Origin of the sequence: Rhizobium sp. YTUHZ044 (assembly GCF_051123975.1) — a bacterium.
Lineage (GTDB): Bacteria > Pseudomonadota > Alphaproteobacteria > Rhizobiales > Rhizobiaceae > Rhizobium.
In genome coordinates, this window is the sequence record NZ_CP101426.1 from 79487 (window position 1) to 96349 (window position 16863).

At 62.2% G+C, this 16863-nt stretch carries 14 protein-coding genes, 1 tRNA gene and 2 pseudogenes; 11 read left to right on the forward strand and 6 right to left on the reverse strand.

The window, feature by feature from the left end; all coding sequences use genetic code 11:
• Positions 1-246: 246 nt before the first annotated feature.
• Complete coding sequence (locus NL154_RS00405) at positions 247-1764, forward strand: ATP-binding protein (protein WP_434733405.1); 1518 nt, start codon at positions 247-249, stop codon at positions 1762-1764.
• Between the two features lie 122 nt (positions 1765-1886).
• A tRNA-Arg gene (locus NL154_RS00410) sits at positions 1887-1963 on the forward strand.
• A 116-nt stretch (positions 1964-2079) separates the two neighbouring features.
• Here NL154_RS00410 and NL154_RS00415 read toward each other — a convergent pair.
• Positions 2080-2325, reverse strand: a complete 246-nt coding sequence (locus NL154_RS00415; protein WP_064707810.1) for a DUF982 domain-containing protein — start codon at positions 2323-2325, stop codon at positions 2080-2082.
• Between the two features lie 188 nt (positions 2326-2513).
• Positions 2514-2939 carry a hypothetical protein gene (locus NL154_RS00420; RefSeq protein ID WP_210629396.1) on the reverse strand — a complete coding sequence of 142 codons (426 nt, stop codon included), beginning with the start codon at positions 2937-2939 and terminating at the stop codon, positions 2514-2516.
• A 237-nt stretch (positions 2940-3176) separates the two neighbouring features.
• Between NL154_RS00420 and NL154_RS00425 the strand changes: the two are divergent.
• The 9 genes and pseudogenes from NL154_RS00425 (at position 3177) to NL154_RS00465 (ending at position 11869) form a co-directional block, all read left to right on the forward strand.
• Positions 3177-3764: pseudogene (locus NL154_RS00425) on the forward strand (hypothetical protein).
• A 203-nt stretch (positions 3765-3967) separates the two neighbouring features.
• Positions 3968-4288, forward strand: coding sequence for a hypothetical protein (locus NL154_RS00430; RefSeq protein ID WP_210629394.1), 321 nt, complete (start codon positions 3968-3970; stop codon positions 4286-4288).
• A gap of 189 nt (positions 4289-4477) precedes the next feature.
• Positions 4478-4844 (forward strand): annotated as a pseudogene (locus NL154_RS00435) (cell surface protein).
• Between the two features lie 153 nt (positions 4845-4997).
• Positions 4998-5294: a hypothetical protein gene (locus NL154_RS00440; RefSeq protein WP_434733406.1), complete on the forward strand. Its 297-nt coding sequence runs from the start codon at positions 4998-5000 to the stop codon at positions 5292-5294.
• A 247-nt stretch (positions 5295-5541) separates the two neighbouring features.
• Complete coding sequence (locus tag NL154_RS00445) at positions 5542-6204, forward strand: class I SAM-dependent methyltransferase (RefSeq protein ID WP_210629392.1); 663 nt, start codon at positions 5542-5544, stop codon at positions 6202-6204.
• A gap of 329 nt (positions 6205-6533) precedes the next feature.
• Positions 6534-7415 (forward strand): aldo/keto reductase, encoded by an 882-nt coding sequence (locus NL154_RS00450; RefSeq protein WP_434733407.1) that lies wholly within the window; start codon positions 6534-6536, stop codon positions 7413-7415.
• 594 nt (positions 7416-8009) lie between these two features.
• Positions 8010-9287 (forward strand): alpha/beta hydrolase, encoded by a 1278-nt coding sequence (locus NL154_RS00455; RefSeq protein WP_210629390.1) that lies wholly within the window; start codon positions 8010-8012, stop codon positions 9285-9287.
• 185 nt (positions 9288-9472) lie between these two features.
• Positions 9473-10723, forward strand: coding sequence for an NAD(P)/FAD-dependent oxidoreductase (locus tag NL154_RS00460; RefSeq protein ID WP_210629389.1), 1251 nt, complete (start codon positions 9473-9475; stop codon positions 10721-10723).
• Positions 10724-10831: 108 nt separating this feature from the next.
• Positions 10832-11869, forward strand: coding sequence for a 4-hydroxyproline epimerase (locus NL154_RS00465; RefSeq protein ID WP_434733408.1), 1038 nt, complete (start codon positions 10832-10834; stop codon positions 11867-11869).
• Positions 11870-12132: 263 nt separating this feature from the next.
• On the opposite strand, the gene NL154_RS00470 is transcribed toward NL154_RS00465, so the two are convergent.
• From NL154_RS00470 to NL154_RS00485, 4 genes are all read right to left on the reverse strand, one after another.
• The gene (locus NL154_RS00470; RefSeq protein WP_434733409.1) at positions 12133-12543 is read right to left on the reverse strand and encodes a GFA family protein; all 411 of its coding nucleotides are present in this window, start codon (positions 12541-12543) and stop codon (positions 12133-12135) included.
• A 326-nt stretch (positions 12544-12869) separates the two neighbouring features.
• Positions 12870-14417 (reverse strand): putative bifunctional diguanylate cyclase/phosphodiesterase, encoded by a 1548-nt coding sequence (locus tag NL154_RS00475; RefSeq protein ID WP_221124282.1) that lies wholly within the window; start codon positions 14415-14417, stop codon positions 12870-12872.
• 384 nt (positions 14418-14801) lie between these two features.
• The gene (locus NL154_RS00480; protein ID WP_210629385.1) at positions 14802-15158 is read right to left on the reverse strand and encodes a nuclear transport factor 2 family protein; all 357 of its coding nucleotides are present in this window, start codon (positions 15156-15158) and stop codon (positions 14802-14804) included.
• A gap of 90 nt (positions 15159-15248) precedes the next feature.
• Entirely contained in the window at positions 15249-16781 is a 1533-nt protein-coding gene (locus tag NL154_RS00485) for a winged helix-turn-helix domain-containing tetratricopeptide repeat protein (RefSeq protein ID WP_434733410.1), read from the reverse strand.
• Positions 16782-16863: the final 82 nt, after the last annotated feature.

Genomic DNA, 16863 nt, shown 5'->3' on the forward strand with positions numbered 1-16863 from the left:
AGATCACGGCATATTCCCTTCGCCCCGCGAGTGGGGAGAAGGTGCCGGCAGGCGGATGAGGGGCTGCCCCTTGCGCCAACCAAAGAGCTACTGCACCAACATAACGAAAGCACGACGCCGCCCCCGGGCGGCGTTTTGTTGTGACGAGGTGACGCTGCTCGCAAAGATTTGAAAGCGGAGCGTCTTGGTCTAATATAAGAACCCTACGGTGAGGGCGGCGAGCGCTGCCGATCGGGCGAGATGACCATGCCGGTTCGAGACCAGGGCGAAGATCCTTCGGCTGACATCCCGGCGGCCGGCGAGGCTGCCAAGGGGCGGTGTCCGTCCGGCTTGTTCGGCGGGCTGTCTGGCAAGCTGCTCTGGCTCACCGTCGTCTTCATCATGCTCGCCGAGATCCTGATTTTCTTTCCCTCGGTCGCCAGCATGCGGATGCGCTGGCTGCAGGACAGGCTGAACACGGCCGCCGCCGCCGCCATCGTCATCGACGGGCTGCAGCCGATCGAGCTGCCGCGCGCCCTGCAGAAGGAAACGCTGGAGGCGACCGGCACCAAGGCGATCGTGCTGCGCAAGGAGGGCACTTCGCGGCTGCTGGCGACGACCGACATGCCGACCTCCGTCGACGAATCCTACGATCTCACCGACGTGCCGCCGCTGACGGCGATCCGCGACGCGCTCGATACCCTGATCTTCGGCGGCAGCAGGATGATCCGCGTTTACGGCCCCGTCGGCGAAAACAAGGTCGGCGTCGAGGTTGTCATGAAGGACCGGCCACTGCGCACGGCGATGTTTGCTTATTCCCGCAACGTGCTGCTGCTTTCGGTGCTGATTTCGCTCTTCACGGCGACGCTGATCTTCTTTGCGATCAACCGCATTCTCATCGGCCCGATTCGCCGGCTAACCGGCAGCATGCAGCAATTCTCCTCCGATCCCGAGAACCCGGCCCACATCTATATCGGAGACGGCGGCCGTGACGAGCTGGCGGTGGCCGGCCGCAATCTCACCTCGATGCAGATGGAGCTGCAGAAGACGCTGAAGCAGCAGAAGAACCTTGCCGCTCTTGGCCTCGCCGTTTCCAAGATCAATCACGATATGCGCAATATCCTTGCTTCCGCGCAGCTGATGTCGGACCGGCTCGTCGATGTCGATGATCCGATGGTCAAGAGCTTCGCGCCGAAGCTGCTGCGCACCATCGACCGCGCCGTCGGCTATACGACGGAGGTGCTGTCCTACGGCAAGGCGAGCGAATCGGCGCCCCGGCGCCGCCACGTCCGGCTGCTGGGACTGACTCAGGACGTCAAGGACATGCTGGCGATCGATCCGCAAAGCGGCATCGAGTTTGTCGAACAGTTCGCTGCCGATCTCGAGATCGATGCCGACGGCGAGCAGCTTTTCCGGGTCATTCACAATCTCTGCCGCAACGCCCTGCAGGCGCTGACATCACCGGGCGAGGGCGGCCCCGGCGCCATCAGGCGCATCACCGTCTCCGCCCAGCGTGTCGGCAGCGTCGTCAGCATCACCGTGGACGATACCGGCCCCGGCATGCCGCTGAAGGCGCGCCAGAACCTCTTTGCCGCCTTCCGCGGCTCGGCCCGTTCCGGCGGCACCGGCCTCGGCCTGACCATCGCCCGCGAACTGGTGCTCGCCCATGGCGGCACGATCGCATTGGTGGAAAAGCCGACGGTCGGCACCCAATTCCGCATCGAGATCCCCGATCGCCCGGTTTCGCTGGACGATTACCGCAACCGGACGCATGGCGAGAAGTGACGGGATTCAGCCAGCGCGGCCGCAAGCAGGCAAAGACGCGATTTTTTTCGAAATGCTCTTGCATTGTCCGAAAGGACCCTTTAGAGGATCGCCCACGCAAGCGGTACCGCCGCTTCTGCCACGCACCCGTAGCTCAGCTGGATAGAGCACCAGACTACGAATCTGGGGGTCAGGAGTTCGAATCTCTTCGGGTGCGCCATTCTTCCCAAATGCATCAGCAAAGTTCCAGGCGCCCGAAATCGGTGCCGCTCCAATCAGCGCTTCGCTCCTCGCTTCGCCTCCTTGGAGGCTTGAACAATAGCTGGGGCGGCCGCCTCATTCCTTGATGGGAATCCCGGCTTCGATTGCAGCTTCGATGAACGCCTGCCGCGCCTCTTCCCGGCTTCGTTTCCCAGATATGACATCGGCGCAAACCGCACACGCTCTGTCGAGCGCAGGCCCCTCTTCGGTCGGCCAGTCTTCGATCAGCGCCCATGTTGCGGCCTGGGTCGTCTGGATGACCACCCATTGATCCGGGCCTTCAAGGGCAAGCGTCACCGGCTTCTTCCATAGGGTTTGCATAATGCAGGATCTCCGCTGCGTCTTCTCGGCCACCTGCTCGCCTAAGGCAATTGTTCCGGCGTGTCGAGATGCCGTCTGAACGAGACGTTTTCCGGAGCAGTGAGCTGCTTACTGAAACACCGGCATATTATTTCCGGCCGCCGCTTCTCGTCGGCCGCTGCCGTTGCCGCAAGGCAGCAAGGCAAAAGCTATTGAGCGTTCGGATGCTCTCTCTCATAGGCTTCCCTTTCTTCCTTCCCGAACACGGCGGAGTAAAAGCCGCTGCAAACCAGATATGAGCACGCATCCGGGTTGCCCGTTTGCCATCCGGGCTGGCAGAGGACGACGCGATGGAATTTGGCATTGCAAAGCCCGTGGTTTGCCAGAAGCCGCGGATCGTTTCCGAAATACGCGCTTATGGCTTGCTCGCGAGTCCATGCAGGAACGACCTTCCAATCAGCGGCGCCGCCCTCAGCGCTCACATTGCCGGTCGCGCAGAACGACCAATTCGATATCGTGATCGGTTGATCGCAGGGAAACGCCTGGACGGCGCTTCCCAGCAAGAGCGAAATCAATGCCAGCAATCGGCTGCTGTAACCCACCATGAACTTTTCCCCCATGCAGATCATTCGCATCCTGCCCTCCAAACGGTGATCGGGTCTAATCCGAATCCTAAGATTATTTTCCTAGTTCTTGAAACGTTCTTACGCTAGATTGCACGCTGTTGCAACCATGGAATGTTGAATGTCAAAGAATTTTGTAGCGATTGGCGCAGTGGGCGCTTGGGCGGGTCTTTCCCTCTGCATGCGGGAAAAAACCAGTTCTTCTGCTGCTTGCCGGAAGGACGTGCTCGCAGCCGGGGCGAGGGGCTGATGGCGGAATTCAACTCTCGTGACAAGAGCCGCACCAGTTCCGGCAAGACGCGATCGCTGGTGCGCAAACACACCGCGCCGCCGAGCGCCAGCGATGACGGCAGCCTGCGATGGCAATGGTTGACGATCCAGCTACTGGAATCGGCGGCCTTTACCACCTTGAGTGCGAATGCCTGCCGCGCCTTCTTCCGCATCGTCATCGAGCACCTCTCGCATGCCGCGTTGCAGAATGGCAGGCTTGTCGTGACGCATCACCAGTTCGTCTCCTACGGCGTCTCCGGAGAATATGTGGCCGATGCGCTCGACGAGCTTGAATAAAAGGGGCTCGTAAAGGTTCGCCGCGGCCGGGCCGGAAGCGGGGTCGCCCATCCCAACCTGTTCACGCTCACCTTCGTCGGCGACCTTGAAGGCGCGCCGCCGACCGACGAGTGGAAGCGGTGCACGGCGGAAAGGTGCCGGAAATGGTCCGAGGCCGACCGCAAAATCGCCGCCGACAAACGCGGCCGCCTCGGCCGGAAGAAAAAAACCTCGCTTCGGGATCCCGAAATCCGTCCGCTTCGGGATTCCGAAATTCGCCGCGCTTCGTAAGCTTTTCGGCTGAGCGGAAACGCAATGATTTCAACGCCGCGGCCTATTTCGGGATTCCGAGGTGCTATATAGATTTTGGTGGGGGTTCCCGCGGTGGAGCGTGACGACCGTCCTCGGTCGGCAGCGGCATTGGTTTTCCCGCATGCTTAGCTTCGCGCAACCTTCCTGATGTATTCGCAGGCCTGATGATCTCGGAGGAATGCATGACGGTGGGAATTTTTCGGGTCCTGGCGATCCTCGCGACGATAGCCGCCCTTGCCGGCTGCATCGACCATGCCAACGAGCCGGTGCTGCTGGCAGTCGGCTTACCGGTCAATCCGCCGTCCGTTGCGCACAGCCTTTGCATGACCGACGGCAATGCCATGTATGGCGAGGCGAAGCGCCAGTATGAGCTGCGCGCCCAGTTGACCGGATATGCGCAGGCCGATGCGTTCGAAGCGGAAACCGTGGCGCGCGCCGCCGCCCATCGCCAGTATGTCGCCTGTCTCTCGGCCCAAGGTTACCGGGCATTATACGCGAATTGAAAACAGAGAATTCGCATTCTTGACCAGCGCCGGATCGCGCCATTCTGCTGTTACAGCTTTCACGTTTTCTCGCGAAAAACTCACGCCGGATCGCCTGCAATCACGAGTTTTGGAAGTTTCGCACGCGCTGGGAAGCGCGCCCTTCGTGTCGGCATTTTCTCAGGTTAAATCCACGAAGGAGGGTTTAACATGAAGATCTTCAATTTGTCCGTTCCGCCATTGCGTTCAGTGTACTTCTCGCCCTTGCGCCGATCGGCCAAGCTGAAGCCGCTCCCGTTCAAACGGTTCGACCGCCCGATATTTCCGAAGCAAAAACCGTGCAATATAAGCCGCATGCCGGTCTCTGGCAGGGCTATCGAGGTTTCCGAACGGAGCGCCCCGGCACCCGCCGTCACTCCGATGGCTACTGGTACCCGCTTGCCGCCTTCGGCGATGAGGCCGGCGCCACCGACTCCATCGTCCGCCAACCCGTCGACAGGCCGGTGGCTCCGACGATGTGCAACCCTACGTTTTCGGGGTCGATCGATCCAGCATGCCCTGTGATAACGGCTATTGAGCCGGCAAATGAAAAAGGCGGCGCGTGCCGCCTTTTTCCTGTTCGGGCGCCGCTCACATGTTCGTGACCTCTATTGCGTCGCGGTAGATTGTGACAAATCCGCTTCCTACCTCCTCGGCGTAAATCACCCGATCCTCCCAAGGAGATGACAATATGACGACGTTCAAGAGCGGCCTGGCCGCCGCGGTCCTCGGTGCGATGCTTGGCCTTGCCACCTTCGCGGCGCAAGCGGCTCCCCTCCAGTCGAGCGCGACGCAGCAGGGTTCGGTCAAGCAGCAGGTTGTCGAGCATGAGACCCGCCTGCAGCACGACAGGAGCACGACCGGTTCGATCGGTGAAGGCAACCCGAAGGGCATGGCCTCGCCCTACATGATGAACCCGAAGAAGCCCCTGAACATGGATTGCAAGCTCGGCTTCAATCCGACCAGCAGTTCCGGCTGCAACTATTAACGCGGCGCTTTGCGGCGGCGACCAGGCCATCGCGGTGAGGGGCGGCTTCCCGGCCGCCCTTTTTGCCGCAGACGCGGGCGCTCGCTATGTCATAGCTGCCATAGATGCAAAAATGCCGGACGCCAGTGGGAAAAGAGGTGGGAAATGCCGGCTCACAAGGGCGATTGACGTCTCTGCCTTGGAATTGCCATGCTAGCCGCGATGGTCGCATTCATAATCAATTGAATTTCAGACAGGTGGGACAGTCATGACCGCAAAGGCTGCATGCTCGGATTTCCTGCATTTTTTCCGCTCCTGGATTAGCAATCCGCTTCGGGTGGCCGCCATCGCGCCGTCGGGTGATTCACTTGCCAGGATCATGACCAGCGAAATTGCGGCGCTCGACGGGCCGATCATCGAGCTCGGCCCCGGCACGGGCGTCTTCACCCGGGCGCTGCTTGCCCGCGGCATCAGCGAGACGGATCTGACGCTGATCGAATACGGCCCGGAATTCATCGATGCGCTGCAGGCGCGGTTCCCGGCGGCGCGCATATTACAGATGGACGCGGCCCACCTTGCCCAGGCCGATATTTTCGAAGGCGAACCGGTCGGCGCCGTCATCAGCGGGCTGCCGCTTCTGTCGATGTCGCCGCGCAAGATCGCCTCGATCCTTGCCGGCGTCTTCACCTATATGCGCCCGGGCGGAGCCGTCTACCAATTCACCTATGGTCCGCGCTGCCCGGTGCCGCGGCCGATCCTCGATCGCCTCGGCCTGAAGGCGGTGCGCATCGGCGGTACGGTTCGCAACCTCCCGCCAGCCTCCGTCTACCGGATCTCGCGCCGCAAGCCGCTGGAACTCTCGCGCGAGCGCCTGAGATACCGCGAGGCGGACATCGAAGTCGCCGCCTTTTCCGGCGAATCGGCCGGCTGAACGCGGCAACGGCTGAGCGGAAGCGACAGGCTTCGTCGCAGCCCGGCCGATATTCCGGCGCACCGCAGCGGCGCCGGTCGAAGGACGATGTTTTCGGCCCCTCCCTGTTATCCCGTCGGGGTCGTCCTATATGTGCAAGCGTCGCCACGGCCGCATGTCCGATATCGCCGCGGCGGCCGGGTCATCACCATGCCGGGCATCACCAGACCCGGCAGACATTCAGAACTGGATCCATCCTCGCCAGCCCGGCATCCCGGCCCTGGCGAAGCGGGCGGCTTCGGCCATTTCATCGACATTGAATGATTTTAGTGACGAAGGGAGGAAAGATCATGTCCAGTCACAACGCAGCCAAGTCAGGAACCTTCAGGATCGGCGGCGAGATCGAGGTCAATCGTCTCGGCTTCGGCGCCATGCGCGTTACCGGCAAGGGGATCTGGGGCGAGCCCGATGACCATGCCGAGTCCATGCGGACGCTGAAGCGCCTGCCGGAGCTTGGCGTCAATTTCATCGATACGGCCGATTCCTACGGCCCCGATGTCTCCGAATGGCTGATCAAGGAGGCGCTGCATCCCTATGACGCGGGATCCGTCATCGCCACCAAGGGCGGCCTCACCCGCCACGGTCCCGACATCTGGCTGCCCGTCGGCCGTCCGGAATATCTGATCCAGCAGGCGCATAAGAGCCTGCGCAATCTCGGCGTCGAGCAGATCGATCTGTGGCAGCTTCACCGCATCGATCCGAAGGTGCCTGCCAAGGAGCAGTTCGACGCGATCAGATCGCTGCTCGATGCCGGCCTCATCCGCCATGCGGGCTTGAGCGAAGTCTCCGTCGCCGAGATCGAGGCGGCCTCGAAGCACTTCAAGGTCGCCACCGTCCAGAACCGCTACAACCTCGTCGATCGCACCAGCGAAGACGTGCTCGATTATTGCGCCAAGCACAATATCGGCTTCATCCCCTGGTATCCGCTCGCCGCCGGCGATCTTGCCAAATCAGGCTCGCTGCTCGATACGATCGCCAGGAAGCACAATGCCGCTCCCAGCCAGGTCGCGCTCGCCTGGGTGCTGAAGCGCAGCCCGGTGATGCTGCCGATCCCCGGCACCTCGAAGGTCAGGCACCTGGAAGAAAACGTCGCGGCGGTGGACATCACGCTGTCCGATGAGGAGTTTACCGCGCTGGACGCCGAGGGCAGGAAGGTCTTCAAGGCCGCTTGAGGAGTGATGCAAGCGGCGGCCCCCTCACCCTAACCCTCTCTCCGCTCGCGGGGCGAGGGGACGTGCCCTGGGAAAGGTTGGCGAGGGACGGAGAGGTTGCCGCATATCCCCTTCGCCCCGTTTACGGGGCCGAGGACGGGACGAGACCCGCGGCTCGACCCAGGCAGAGGTGCCGGCAGGCGGATGAGGGGCTGCCGCCACTGCCACATCTTTCAGCAAATTTTGACCACCCGGTCAAAGATGCCGCAAATTGAGGCGCGGACTGCCGTTTGAAGTGGCGAGCATTGCGCTCACTGCATTGCTGCATTGCGGTAATTTCGCTATTCCCGATCAAATGAATGGGGTATCACTATCTTCGTAAGCAGCGCACTCCTCCTCCCAAGCGCTCTTACATCGGACCGGCAACACTCCTCCTCCCAGTTGTCGGTCAGGATCAAGAGCCTGGCGCACCTCCTCCCGCGCCAGGCTCTTTTCTTTTCCCCTCATGCCATTTCGCCGGCGCTGCTTTGCCGTGCACAATTTGACTCGACAGCCTTCGCCGGACTATTTGAACCTGTGCCGTCTGTCCGGCGCGTGAACCGGTTGGAGTTAGTCATGATCGGCAGATGGCGCGGCTCGCATGCGGCTCTGACAGGGCTTCTGGTTGCAACGATGGTGCTCGCCGGCTGCGGCGGCCGACCGGTCGGGGTGATGCAGGCGGCCGGCACCGTGCCTCCGGGCACGTCGAAGGTCGATCTCCTGGTGGCGACGACGCGCGCTGCCGATGACAACCCGGCCGTGCTTTTCTCCGGCGAACGCGGCACGGGGCTTGCCGTTAACGCCGTCGATGTCTCGATTCCGCCGGAAGCCAACCGCACGGTCGGCCAGGTGCAATGGCCGAAGCGCCTGCCGGCCGATCCGCTCCGTGACTTCGTCACCGTTTCCGTCGATCCGCTCGAGGGCGAGCGGGCAGGCGAGAGCTGGCTGAAAACCCATATGCCCAAGAGCCGCCGCGTGCTCGTCTTCGTGCACGGCTTCAACAACCGTTATGAAGACGCGGTCTATCGTTTCGCGCAGATCGTCCACGATTCGCATGCCGACGTTGCCCCCGTCGTCTTCACCTGGCCGTCGCGCGCCAGCATCTTCGATTACAATTACGACAAGGAAAGCACCAACTATTCCCGCGATGCGCTGGAAGAGCTGCTGACCCGCACCGCCGCCAATCCCGCCGTCAGCGACGTCACCGTCATGGCCCATTCGATGGGCACCTGGCTGACTGTCGAAGCACTCCGGCAGATGGCGATCCGCAACGGTCACGTCGCTTCGAAGATTAACAATGTCATCCTTGCCTCGCCGGATCTCGATGTCGATGTCTTCGGCCGGCAGTTCATGAGCCTCGGCAAGGACCGGCCGCATTTCACCATCTTCGTCTCCAGGGATGATCGGGCGCTGGCGCTGTCGCGGCGCATCTCCGGCAATATCGACCGGCTCGGCCAGATCGATCCTTCCGCCGAGCCTTACCGCAGCAAGCTGGAAGCGGCCGGCATCACCGTGCTCGATCTCACCAAGCTCAAGGGCGGCGACCGGCTGAACCACGGCAAATTCGCCGAAAGCCCCGAAGTGGTGAAGCTGATCGGCGACCGGCTGATTGCCGGCCAGACGATCACCGATTCCAATGTCGGCCTCGGCGAGGCCGTCGGCGCGGTGGCGATGGGGGCGGCTCAGACGGCCGGAAGTGCGGTCAGCGTCGCCGTCAGCACGCCGATCGCAATCTTCGATCCGCGCACCCGGCGCAACTACGATGCGCAGCTGAAGCGGCTCGGCCAATCGATGGACAACACCGTCGGTTCGGTCGGTGACAGTGTCGGCGCCGGCCTGCCCGAAAGCCAGTAAGAATTCCGCGGAGCAATTCCAGCAAAAGTGCACGGCGGTTTTGCGTTTCGGAATTGCGTAAATCCAAAAGGTTAGAGCGGTTCCGCGTTTCCGTGAAAAGCTGAACCGCTCTAGGCAGCATCGCTGATCTGATATATCAGGTTTGCGAACGGCGATACTGTATGCCGTGCGGGTGGGTTGATCGCATGACGGATGAGACGAAGAAGAAGGTGGCTGTCGTCGGCGCGGGCGTGATCGGGGCCTCGATCGCTTTCGATTTGCAGCGGCGCGGATTTCAGGTCACGCTGATCGACAAGGGTGAGCCCGGACGCGGCACCTCTTTCGGCAATATGGCGAGCATCGCGCTCGATTTCGCCGCCGGCTCCGGCCCTTCGACCTGGAAGAAGATCCCCGGCTGGCTGCTCGACCCCGAAGGCCCGGTCTGGCTGCGGCCGTCCTATGCCGCCAAGATGCTGCCCTGGTTCCTGCGCTTCCTCGCCGCCGGCCGGCCTTCGCGCTTGAGGGAGATCGAGGATGCCGGCATGAGCCTGTCGCTGCGGGCGCTCGCCGATTTCCGCGAAATGCTGAAGGCGATCGGCGCATCCGATCTGCTGACCGAGGAAGGTTGCCTGGCGATCTACGAGACGGAGGCTGAGTTTACCGCCGATCGCGGCCACCTCGCCATGATGCAGCGCTACGGCCTCGAATTCGAGGTGTTGAGCAACGGCGCCATCCAATATTATGAGCCCGCCCTGTCGTCTGTCATCGCCAAAGCGGTGCTGCTCCCCGACAATAAGTCGGTCCGCGATCCCTACAAGCTGGTGGTCAAACTGACCGACGCCGCCCTGGCGGCCGGCGCAACCTTCGTCTCCGGCACCGTGAGGAATATCGAGCGCAAGGGCGATGGCAGCGTCGTCGTCCTCCTCGACAATGGCAGCCGTGTCGAGGCGGCTTCCGTTGTGCTTGCCGCCGGCGTCCACACCCGTTTCCTGGCGGCCAAGCTCGGCGAACCGATCCCGCTGGAGACCGAGCGCGGTTATCACACGCAGATCATGAAGCCCGGCATTTCCATGCGTTACTCGCTGATCTGGCCGCATCGCGCCTTCATGGTGACGCCGACTGCCGGCGGCATCCGCGTCGGCGGCAATGTCGAGCTGGCCGGGCTTGACGCCGCTCCCGATTTCCGCCGTCCGCGGGTGCTGGTGCGCCACGCCCAGCGCGCGCTTCCCGGGCTGAAGGCCGAGGAGACGACGGAATGGATGGGTCACCGCCCGGCCTTGCCCGATACGATCCCGATCATTTCGCCGTCCTCGAAGATGCCGGGGGTTTTTTATGCCACCGGCCATGGCCATCTCGGCCTGACATATGCCGCGACGACAGCGCGGTTGATCGGCGATATGGTGAGCGGAGCAAAACCGTCGGTCGACATGACCCCGTTCCGGATAGACCGATACTGAGCAATTCCAGGAAAAGTGTGAAGCGGTTTTCCGTTCGGAATTGCGTTAAAACAAAAGTTAGAACCACGTCGGCGGCATCAGCCGTCACGTCCGAACTGGAGTTTCGAGATGAGATGGAAGCGCACGATCCAGCTGCTGGACGTTCATGCCGAGGGCGAGATCGGTCGCGTCGCGATCGGCGGCGTTCCGAAGATCCCCGGCGATACCATCGCCGCCCAGCTGCATTGGCTGAACACCGATCCGAAAGGTGACGAGCTTCGCCGCTTTCTCTGCCTGGAGCCGCGCGGTGCTCCGATCGGCTCGGTCAACCTGCTGCTGCCGGCGAGGCACCCCGACGCCGACGCTGCTTTCATCATCCTGCAGCCCGACCAGGCACATGCGAGCTCCGGCTCGAACTCGATCTGCGTGACGACGGCCTTGCTCGAATCCGGCATCGTCGAAATGAAGGAGCCGGAGACGATCGTGACGCTGGAGACCGCGGCCGGTCTCGTCAAGGCGGTGGCGACCTGCCGCGACGGGCGCTGCGAGAAGGTGAAGCTCACCATGGTGCCCTCCTTCGTCCATGAGCTCGACATCGGGATCGACACGCCCCATTGGGGAAAGATCAAAGCCGATCTCTGCTATGGCGGTATCTTCTATGCCCTCGTCGATGTCGGCCAGATCAATCTCACGATCGAGAAGGCCAATGCGGCCGGCCTCGTCCAGGCCGGCATGATCCTGAAAGAGCTGATCAACCGCGACATTAAGGTCGTCCATCCCGAAATCCCGGCGATTTCAGGCGTCGCCTATGTGATGTTCCGCGATATCGAGCCGGACGGCACGGTGCGCACCTGCACCACCATGTGGCCAGGCCGGGCCGACCGCTCCCCCTGCGGCACCGGCAATTCCGCCAATCTCGCCACCCTTTATGCCCGCGGCAAGGCCAAGGTCGGTGACGTCTTCACCTCGAAGTCGATCATTGGCTCGGAATTCGAGGTCGGCCTGCAGTCAGTGACCGAAGTCGCCGGCCGCCCGGCGGTCATCCCCACCATCACCGGCCGCGGCTTCACCTTCGGCCTCACCCAGGTCGCGCTCGATCCCTTCGACCCGCACCCCGGCGGCTTTGCTTTGACGGATGTCTGGGGGCCGCAAGCTGGGGAGATTTGAGCGGCGTCGAACCGAGGAGATTGGGCAAGCCGGCCCCTCATCCGGCTGCCGCCACCTTCTCCCTGTAAACGGGGCGAAGGGACCATGCCGCGACCTCTCCGTTCCCCACCAACCTCTCGCAGGGCATGTCCCCTCGCCCCGTTTACGGGGGTCCGCAGGACGGGTCGAGACCAGTGGCTCGACCCAGGTAAGGGTTAGGGTGAGTGGCAGCCATTATGCGCAACCGGACCGCAATGACCTTGGACCGAGGCTCCCAGCTTGATTTAAGTCCGGCCGCTTGGACGGCCCTGGAAATGCTCGACCGTTTCCGCAAGCTGCACCCATCCATGTTTCGATTGCTCGAATACCGATAGTTCAGGCGGCGCAAAGGCCGGGTCGGCAAGTGACCCGATCGCCACCCCGATCCAAAGTGGCGCGGCATCGACCTTCCAATAGACGGTCGACCCACACGTTGGACAGAAATGCATGCGGACCTGACGACCGCTGTCGGCGGTCCGAATGAATTCCGTAGACGTTCCAGATATTTCGACACAGTCAATCGAGTAGAACGCATTGGCGCTGAATGGTGCACCGGTTCGCCGCTGGCAGGCATAACAGTGACACAGCGCGGTCAATCGTGGTGGTTCGCTAAACTTCAATTGGAGAGCGCCACAGGCGCATTGGGCATCGGCCATGGAAACTCCTTCCGCTTGCGCGGTGAGATACGTTGACATTGTGGGCTGAGGAGCAGGCCGGAACCGAGACTCACTGCGGTCGGCGTTGCGCAAGGGCCGAGACCTGATGCAGTTTCAGGCTCGCGAATACCAGCGTAAATCGGCAAACTGCCGAAGTCTAGAGCATGTCGCGCAAATGCGTGCAGCGGTCTTGCGCTGAAGACAGGCGAAAACAGAAGATGTGCAGCATGACACGCGAGCCCACCTGACCATTTGTTTAATACTGGCCGCTCGTCTTTCGAAACAGTGCGACAAGACTTCCAAGCCAGCCTCGACCCGTCGGCGCATCAGCGACGTTGCGCTATCCTGGCGCTGACCTGATCTGCGGCAAGGCTCTCGGCCGGCGCCGGCCTGCCAAGCAGGTAACCTTGGCCGATATCGCAGCCGAGATCCTGAAGCCGTTGAAGTTGGCTTTCCTCTTCGATGCCTTCGGCCGTTATCGTCACGCCGAGGCCCGCGCCGAGAGCGATAATGGCCTTGATCACCTTGTCCTGCTTGTCGTTGGTTTGGAACGAAGCGACGAAACTCCGGTCGATCTTGATCTTGTCGAACCGGTAGTTCGAGAGCTGCGAGAGGCTGGAATAGCCCGTGCCGAAGTCGTCGAGAGCAATCCGGACGCCGGCGTTCACCAGATCGTCGAGGACGATTCGTGCGGTGACGGCATCCTGGATGATGGCGCTCTCCGTCACCTCCAGCTCGATCCTGTGCGCGGGCAGGCCGACATCGCCCAATATTTTCAGAATCCTGAGGCCCAGCAACCGGTCGCTCAGCTGGATCGGAGACAGGTTGAACGACAGAACCAGATGATTTGGCCAGGAAAGCGCATCGCCACAGGCGCGGCGCAGCAGTTGGTCCGTCAGGTCGACGATCAGACCGGCCTCTTCCGCCACGGGAATGAACTCGTTCGGCGGGATGAATTCGCCGGATGCCGTCTTCCAGCGCGCCAGCGCTTCGAAGCCGATAATTTCCTTCGTCTTCAGGTCGACGAGAGGTTGGTAATAAGGAACGATCTCAGCGTTCTTGATGGCGGCTCGCAGATTCGCTTCCACCCGGATCCGCTTCGCCAACTCCTCCTGCATCGAAGGGACGAAGGGCTTCACCAGATTGCGCCCCTGCTTTTTCGCCACATACATCGCACAGTCCGAATGGCGAATGACCTGGCTTAGATCGTCGCCGTTTTCAGGATGGAGCGCGAGTCCGACACTGGCGCCGAGATCGACGGCGACGCCATTGAATGTGAAGGGCTTGCTGATCGCGTTCACGATGCGGTTCCCCAAAGCGACGAGATCGGCATTTCCGGTGCGCCGCGCCAGAACGACGAACTCGTCGCCACCGAGGCGGAAAACGCGCTCACGCGGAAAGAGGGAAGAAAGCCGCTGAGCGACGGCCTTCAGCACCGCATCGCCGTGATCGTGCCCGAGGAGGTCGTTGATCTTCTTGAAGCCGTCGAGATCGATGCTGAACACGGCATAGCTTTCGGGCGCCCGTTGATCGATCATCGATTGCGCGCAGACGGACTCCAGAAATCTGCGGTTAGGCAATTCGGTCAGCGTGTCGTGACAGGCAATCCAGTCCACGTTCTTTTCGGCCTGCAGCCTGCGGTTAACCTCTATCGAGAGATCCCGGATCCTCAGCGCCGAGTAGATCAGCCCGAGAAAGCCGGACATGTTGAGGGCAAGCAGCGCGTGGTCCAGCGGAAAGTCATCATGCTTCTCGATGAACTCATCCAGCCCCTCATGCCATTGGAAGCGCCAGGACAGGCAGAAGAGAAGCAGGAAGATCAGGAGCCAGGCCAATATCTCCATCTGCGGTCTGGTGGGTCGGATGCGAGGCATATGAACAGGCTCCTGGTGTGTGAAGAGCCATCATGGCCAGCCAGCAGACCGCATCGTCCGCGACAGTTTTCCATCGGCAACCCCGTCGCCGTAGGACGGCATCGACGGGATAGAAGGCCGCCACAACTCATTTGGGCGGAGTGAAAGCGTCGGCAATTCGATATCGGTTAGCTGCGCGGCATCGAAAAGTCCGGAATATCAGTGTGGTCTTCGAAGGTTAACCGCGCGTTTCCGGGTCCGAGACGTGGACGGTTCGCTGCGCGCAACGGATATCTTCGTCGCAAATTGGACGCGGCTCATTGCGCTCGACGCCGAAACCGACGTGCTACATCTTGGCCATCAAAGGCCCGTCGGGGAGAGGGGGGGTGATCCGGCTCGCCGAATTCAGGCGGCATCCCGAATGTCGAAGCGGGTCACCTTGCCGTCCCGGAACCGGAACATGTGCCCGACCGTCTTCTGTCCTTGAAGCGGTTGGCCTTGCAGGTCACGGACCGACTGCCGGACGTCGGCGATGATTGCGCCGTCCGCTGTCCGGTGAAAACCGAAGGGCTCGACGTGGGGATCAATCATCGACCACTGACGCGTCCAATATTCCCGCACCGCCTCGCGCCCATGGACGTGGCCGCCATCCATGCCGTTGGCCCAGACGACATCTTCGGCCAGCGCTGCCAGCACGGCGTCTATGTCCCGTGAGTTGAAGCGCTCGTAGATGTGTTGAAGAATTTTGACATCGCCGTCCATTGCTCTCTCCTTTCAGAGGTGCGGGGTTGCGTTTCGAGCCCGATTCGCGACGAACCATCTCCTTCATTTTGCTCCAAGCGGTCAACCGGTTCAAAGCTCCGCCTCGCGCAGCAGCCCGTTCAGGCGGACCGCCCATTCCGTGTTGCCAGCTCTGAACGGACCGAGCGCATCGCCGGCTGGTTCGGGAAGATCGCTTGCCGCGGCGGCAAAGCGGTGCGCCTGCTGGCGATCTCCCAAGGCCCGGTGGCAGCACGCCTGAATGCGCAGCAGCGCCGGCCAGTCAGGCCGCGCCTTCAGCGCCGTACGCCCGGTCTCGAGCGCGCCGTCGACGTCGCCGGAAAAGAACCGTGCGAGCATCAGCAGGCTGAACCAGACGCCGTTCTGCGGATCGTGCGGGTTGAGTTCGAGGCCGTGCGCCAAGGGCTTCAGCGCGCCGGCCGCATCGCCGCAAAACAGGCGAGCCATGCCGAGGACGAGATGCCCCAGGGCGAAGCTCGAACCGAGCTCGATCGCCCGTTCCGCCGCCAGGATCGCCTGCTCGGGTCTGCCCGTGTAAACCGACACGATCGCCAGCGCATAGTGTGAGTACGGATTTCGCGCGTCGAGATAGATGGCCCGCAGCGCCGCATCCAATCCTTCCTTGCCGTCTTCCGCAGGGTTATCAGTCCAGCCGTAGGCGATCAGGCCGGCATTCACCCGCGCCCGCCAGATCTGCGCTTCCGGAAGCATGGGGTCGAGCCCAGCCGCGTCGCGGAAGGATCGGCGTGCGAGAAGGTGGGTGGGCTGCGTGACCTTGTGAAAATTGAACGTGCCTTGCCGCACGAGATCCCAGGCCGTGATGTTGCCGGTATGGGGAGCAACCGGAAGCCCGTGGCGCAGCAGCAGCTCGGGTTCGACCGCCGCTGCAATCCGCTCGGCGATGGCGTCCTGCACGGCGAAGAGCTCGGCCAGCTGAAGATCGTAATGTTCGGACCAGATCGTGGCGCCTTTCGCGGTCTCGGCGAGGTGCACCGATATGCGGATTCGATTGCCGCTCTGGCGGATCGCCCCATCCACCAGGAAATCGACGCCGAGGTCGCGCGCGACAGACTGCGGATCCTTCGAGCCATTCCTCCTGCTGAAACTCGCCCCCCGTGAAGCGACGCGGAACCATCTGAACCGGGCAAGCGCCATGATCAGGTCGTCGGCGACACCGTCGGCGAGATATTGTCTTTCAGCATCGCCGCCCAGATTTTCGAACGGCAGGACGGCAATTCCCGGGATCGGACCGGCCTCGGCATGCCGGCCGCTATCGGCGCCGTCAGTGCGGCTCTCCACCTCACCGGAAAATCTGTAGCCGACCCGAGGGACCGTGACGATCCATTCGCCGCCGTCCGATGCGGGTCCGAGCAGCTTGCGAAGGGCGGCAATCTGAACGGAAAGATTGCTTTCCTCGACGGCCAATCCCGGCCAAACGGCGTCCATCAGGGCGGACTTCGAGACCACACCGCCCTGTGCCGAAAGCAGTGCGGCGAGCAGCGAGGCGCCGCGGGCGCCGATGGCGACAGGCCTGTTGTCGCGGAGCAGACATCCGTTCTCGGCAATGAACCTGAGGTGACCGAATGCAAGGGGCTGCGTGTTCATGGCCGCAATGATACGCCGATTTCGCAGCTTTTCGGAATTTTTCGGCTCTGCTTCAGGACTTGCGCCGGCTGAGCGCGCAGAG

Excerpts from the sequence above, each read along its gene's own strand:
- NL154_RS00405 (WP_434733405.1), top strand. The coding sequence starts at position 247 with ATGCCGGTTCGAGACCAGGGCGAAGATCCTTCGGCTGACATCCCGGCG.
- NL154_RS00415 (WP_064707810.1), bottom strand. The coding sequence starts at position 2,325 with ATGCAAACCCTATGGAAGAAGCCGGTGACGCTTGCCCTTGAAGGCCCG.
- NL154_RS00420 (WP_210629396.1), bottom strand. The coding sequence starts at position 2,939 with ATGCGAATGATCTGCATGGGGGAAAAGTTCATGGTGGGTTACAGCAGC.
- NL154_RS00430 (WP_210629394.1), top strand. The coding sequence starts at position 3,968 with ATGACGGTGGGAATTTTTCGGGTCCTGGCGATCCTCGCGACGATAGCC.
- NL154_RS00440 (WP_434733406.1), top strand. The coding sequence starts at position 4,998 with ATGACGACGTTCAAGAGCGGCCTGGCCGCCGCGGTCCTCGGTGCGATG.
- NL154_RS00445 (WP_210629392.1), top strand. The coding sequence starts at position 5,542 with ATGACCGCAAAGGCTGCATGCTCGGATTTCCTGCATTTTTTCCGCTCC.
- NL154_RS00450 (WP_434733407.1), top strand. The coding sequence starts at position 6,534 with ATGTCCAGTCACAACGCAGCCAAGTCAGGAACCTTCAGGATCGGCGGC.
- NL154_RS00455 (WP_210629390.1), top strand. The coding sequence starts at position 8,010 with ATGATCGGCAGATGGCGCGGCTCGCATGCGGCTCTGACAGGGCTTCTG.
- NL154_RS00460 (WP_210629389.1), top strand. The coding sequence starts at position 9,473 with ATGACGGATGAGACGAAGAAGAAGGTGGCTGTCGTCGGCGCGGGCGTG.
- NL154_RS00465 (WP_434733408.1), top strand. The coding sequence starts at position 10,832 with ATGAGATGGAAGCGCACGATCCAGCTGCTGGACGTTCATGCCGAGGGC.
- NL154_RS00470 (WP_434733409.1), bottom strand. The coding sequence starts at position 12,543 with ATGGCCGATGCCCAATGCGCCTGTGGCGCTCTCCAATTGAAGTTTAGC.
- NL154_RS00475 (WP_221124282.1), bottom strand. The coding sequence starts at position 14,417 with ATGCCTCGCATCCGACCCACCAGACCGCAGATGGAGATATTGGCCTGG.
- NL154_RS00480 (WP_210629385.1), bottom strand. The coding sequence starts at position 15,158 with ATGGACGGCGATGTCAAAATTCTTCAACACATCTACGAGCGCTTCAAC.
- NL154_RS00485 (WP_434733410.1), bottom strand. The coding sequence starts at position 16,781 with ATGAACACGCAGCCCCTTGCATTCGGTCACCTCAGGTTCATTGCCGAG.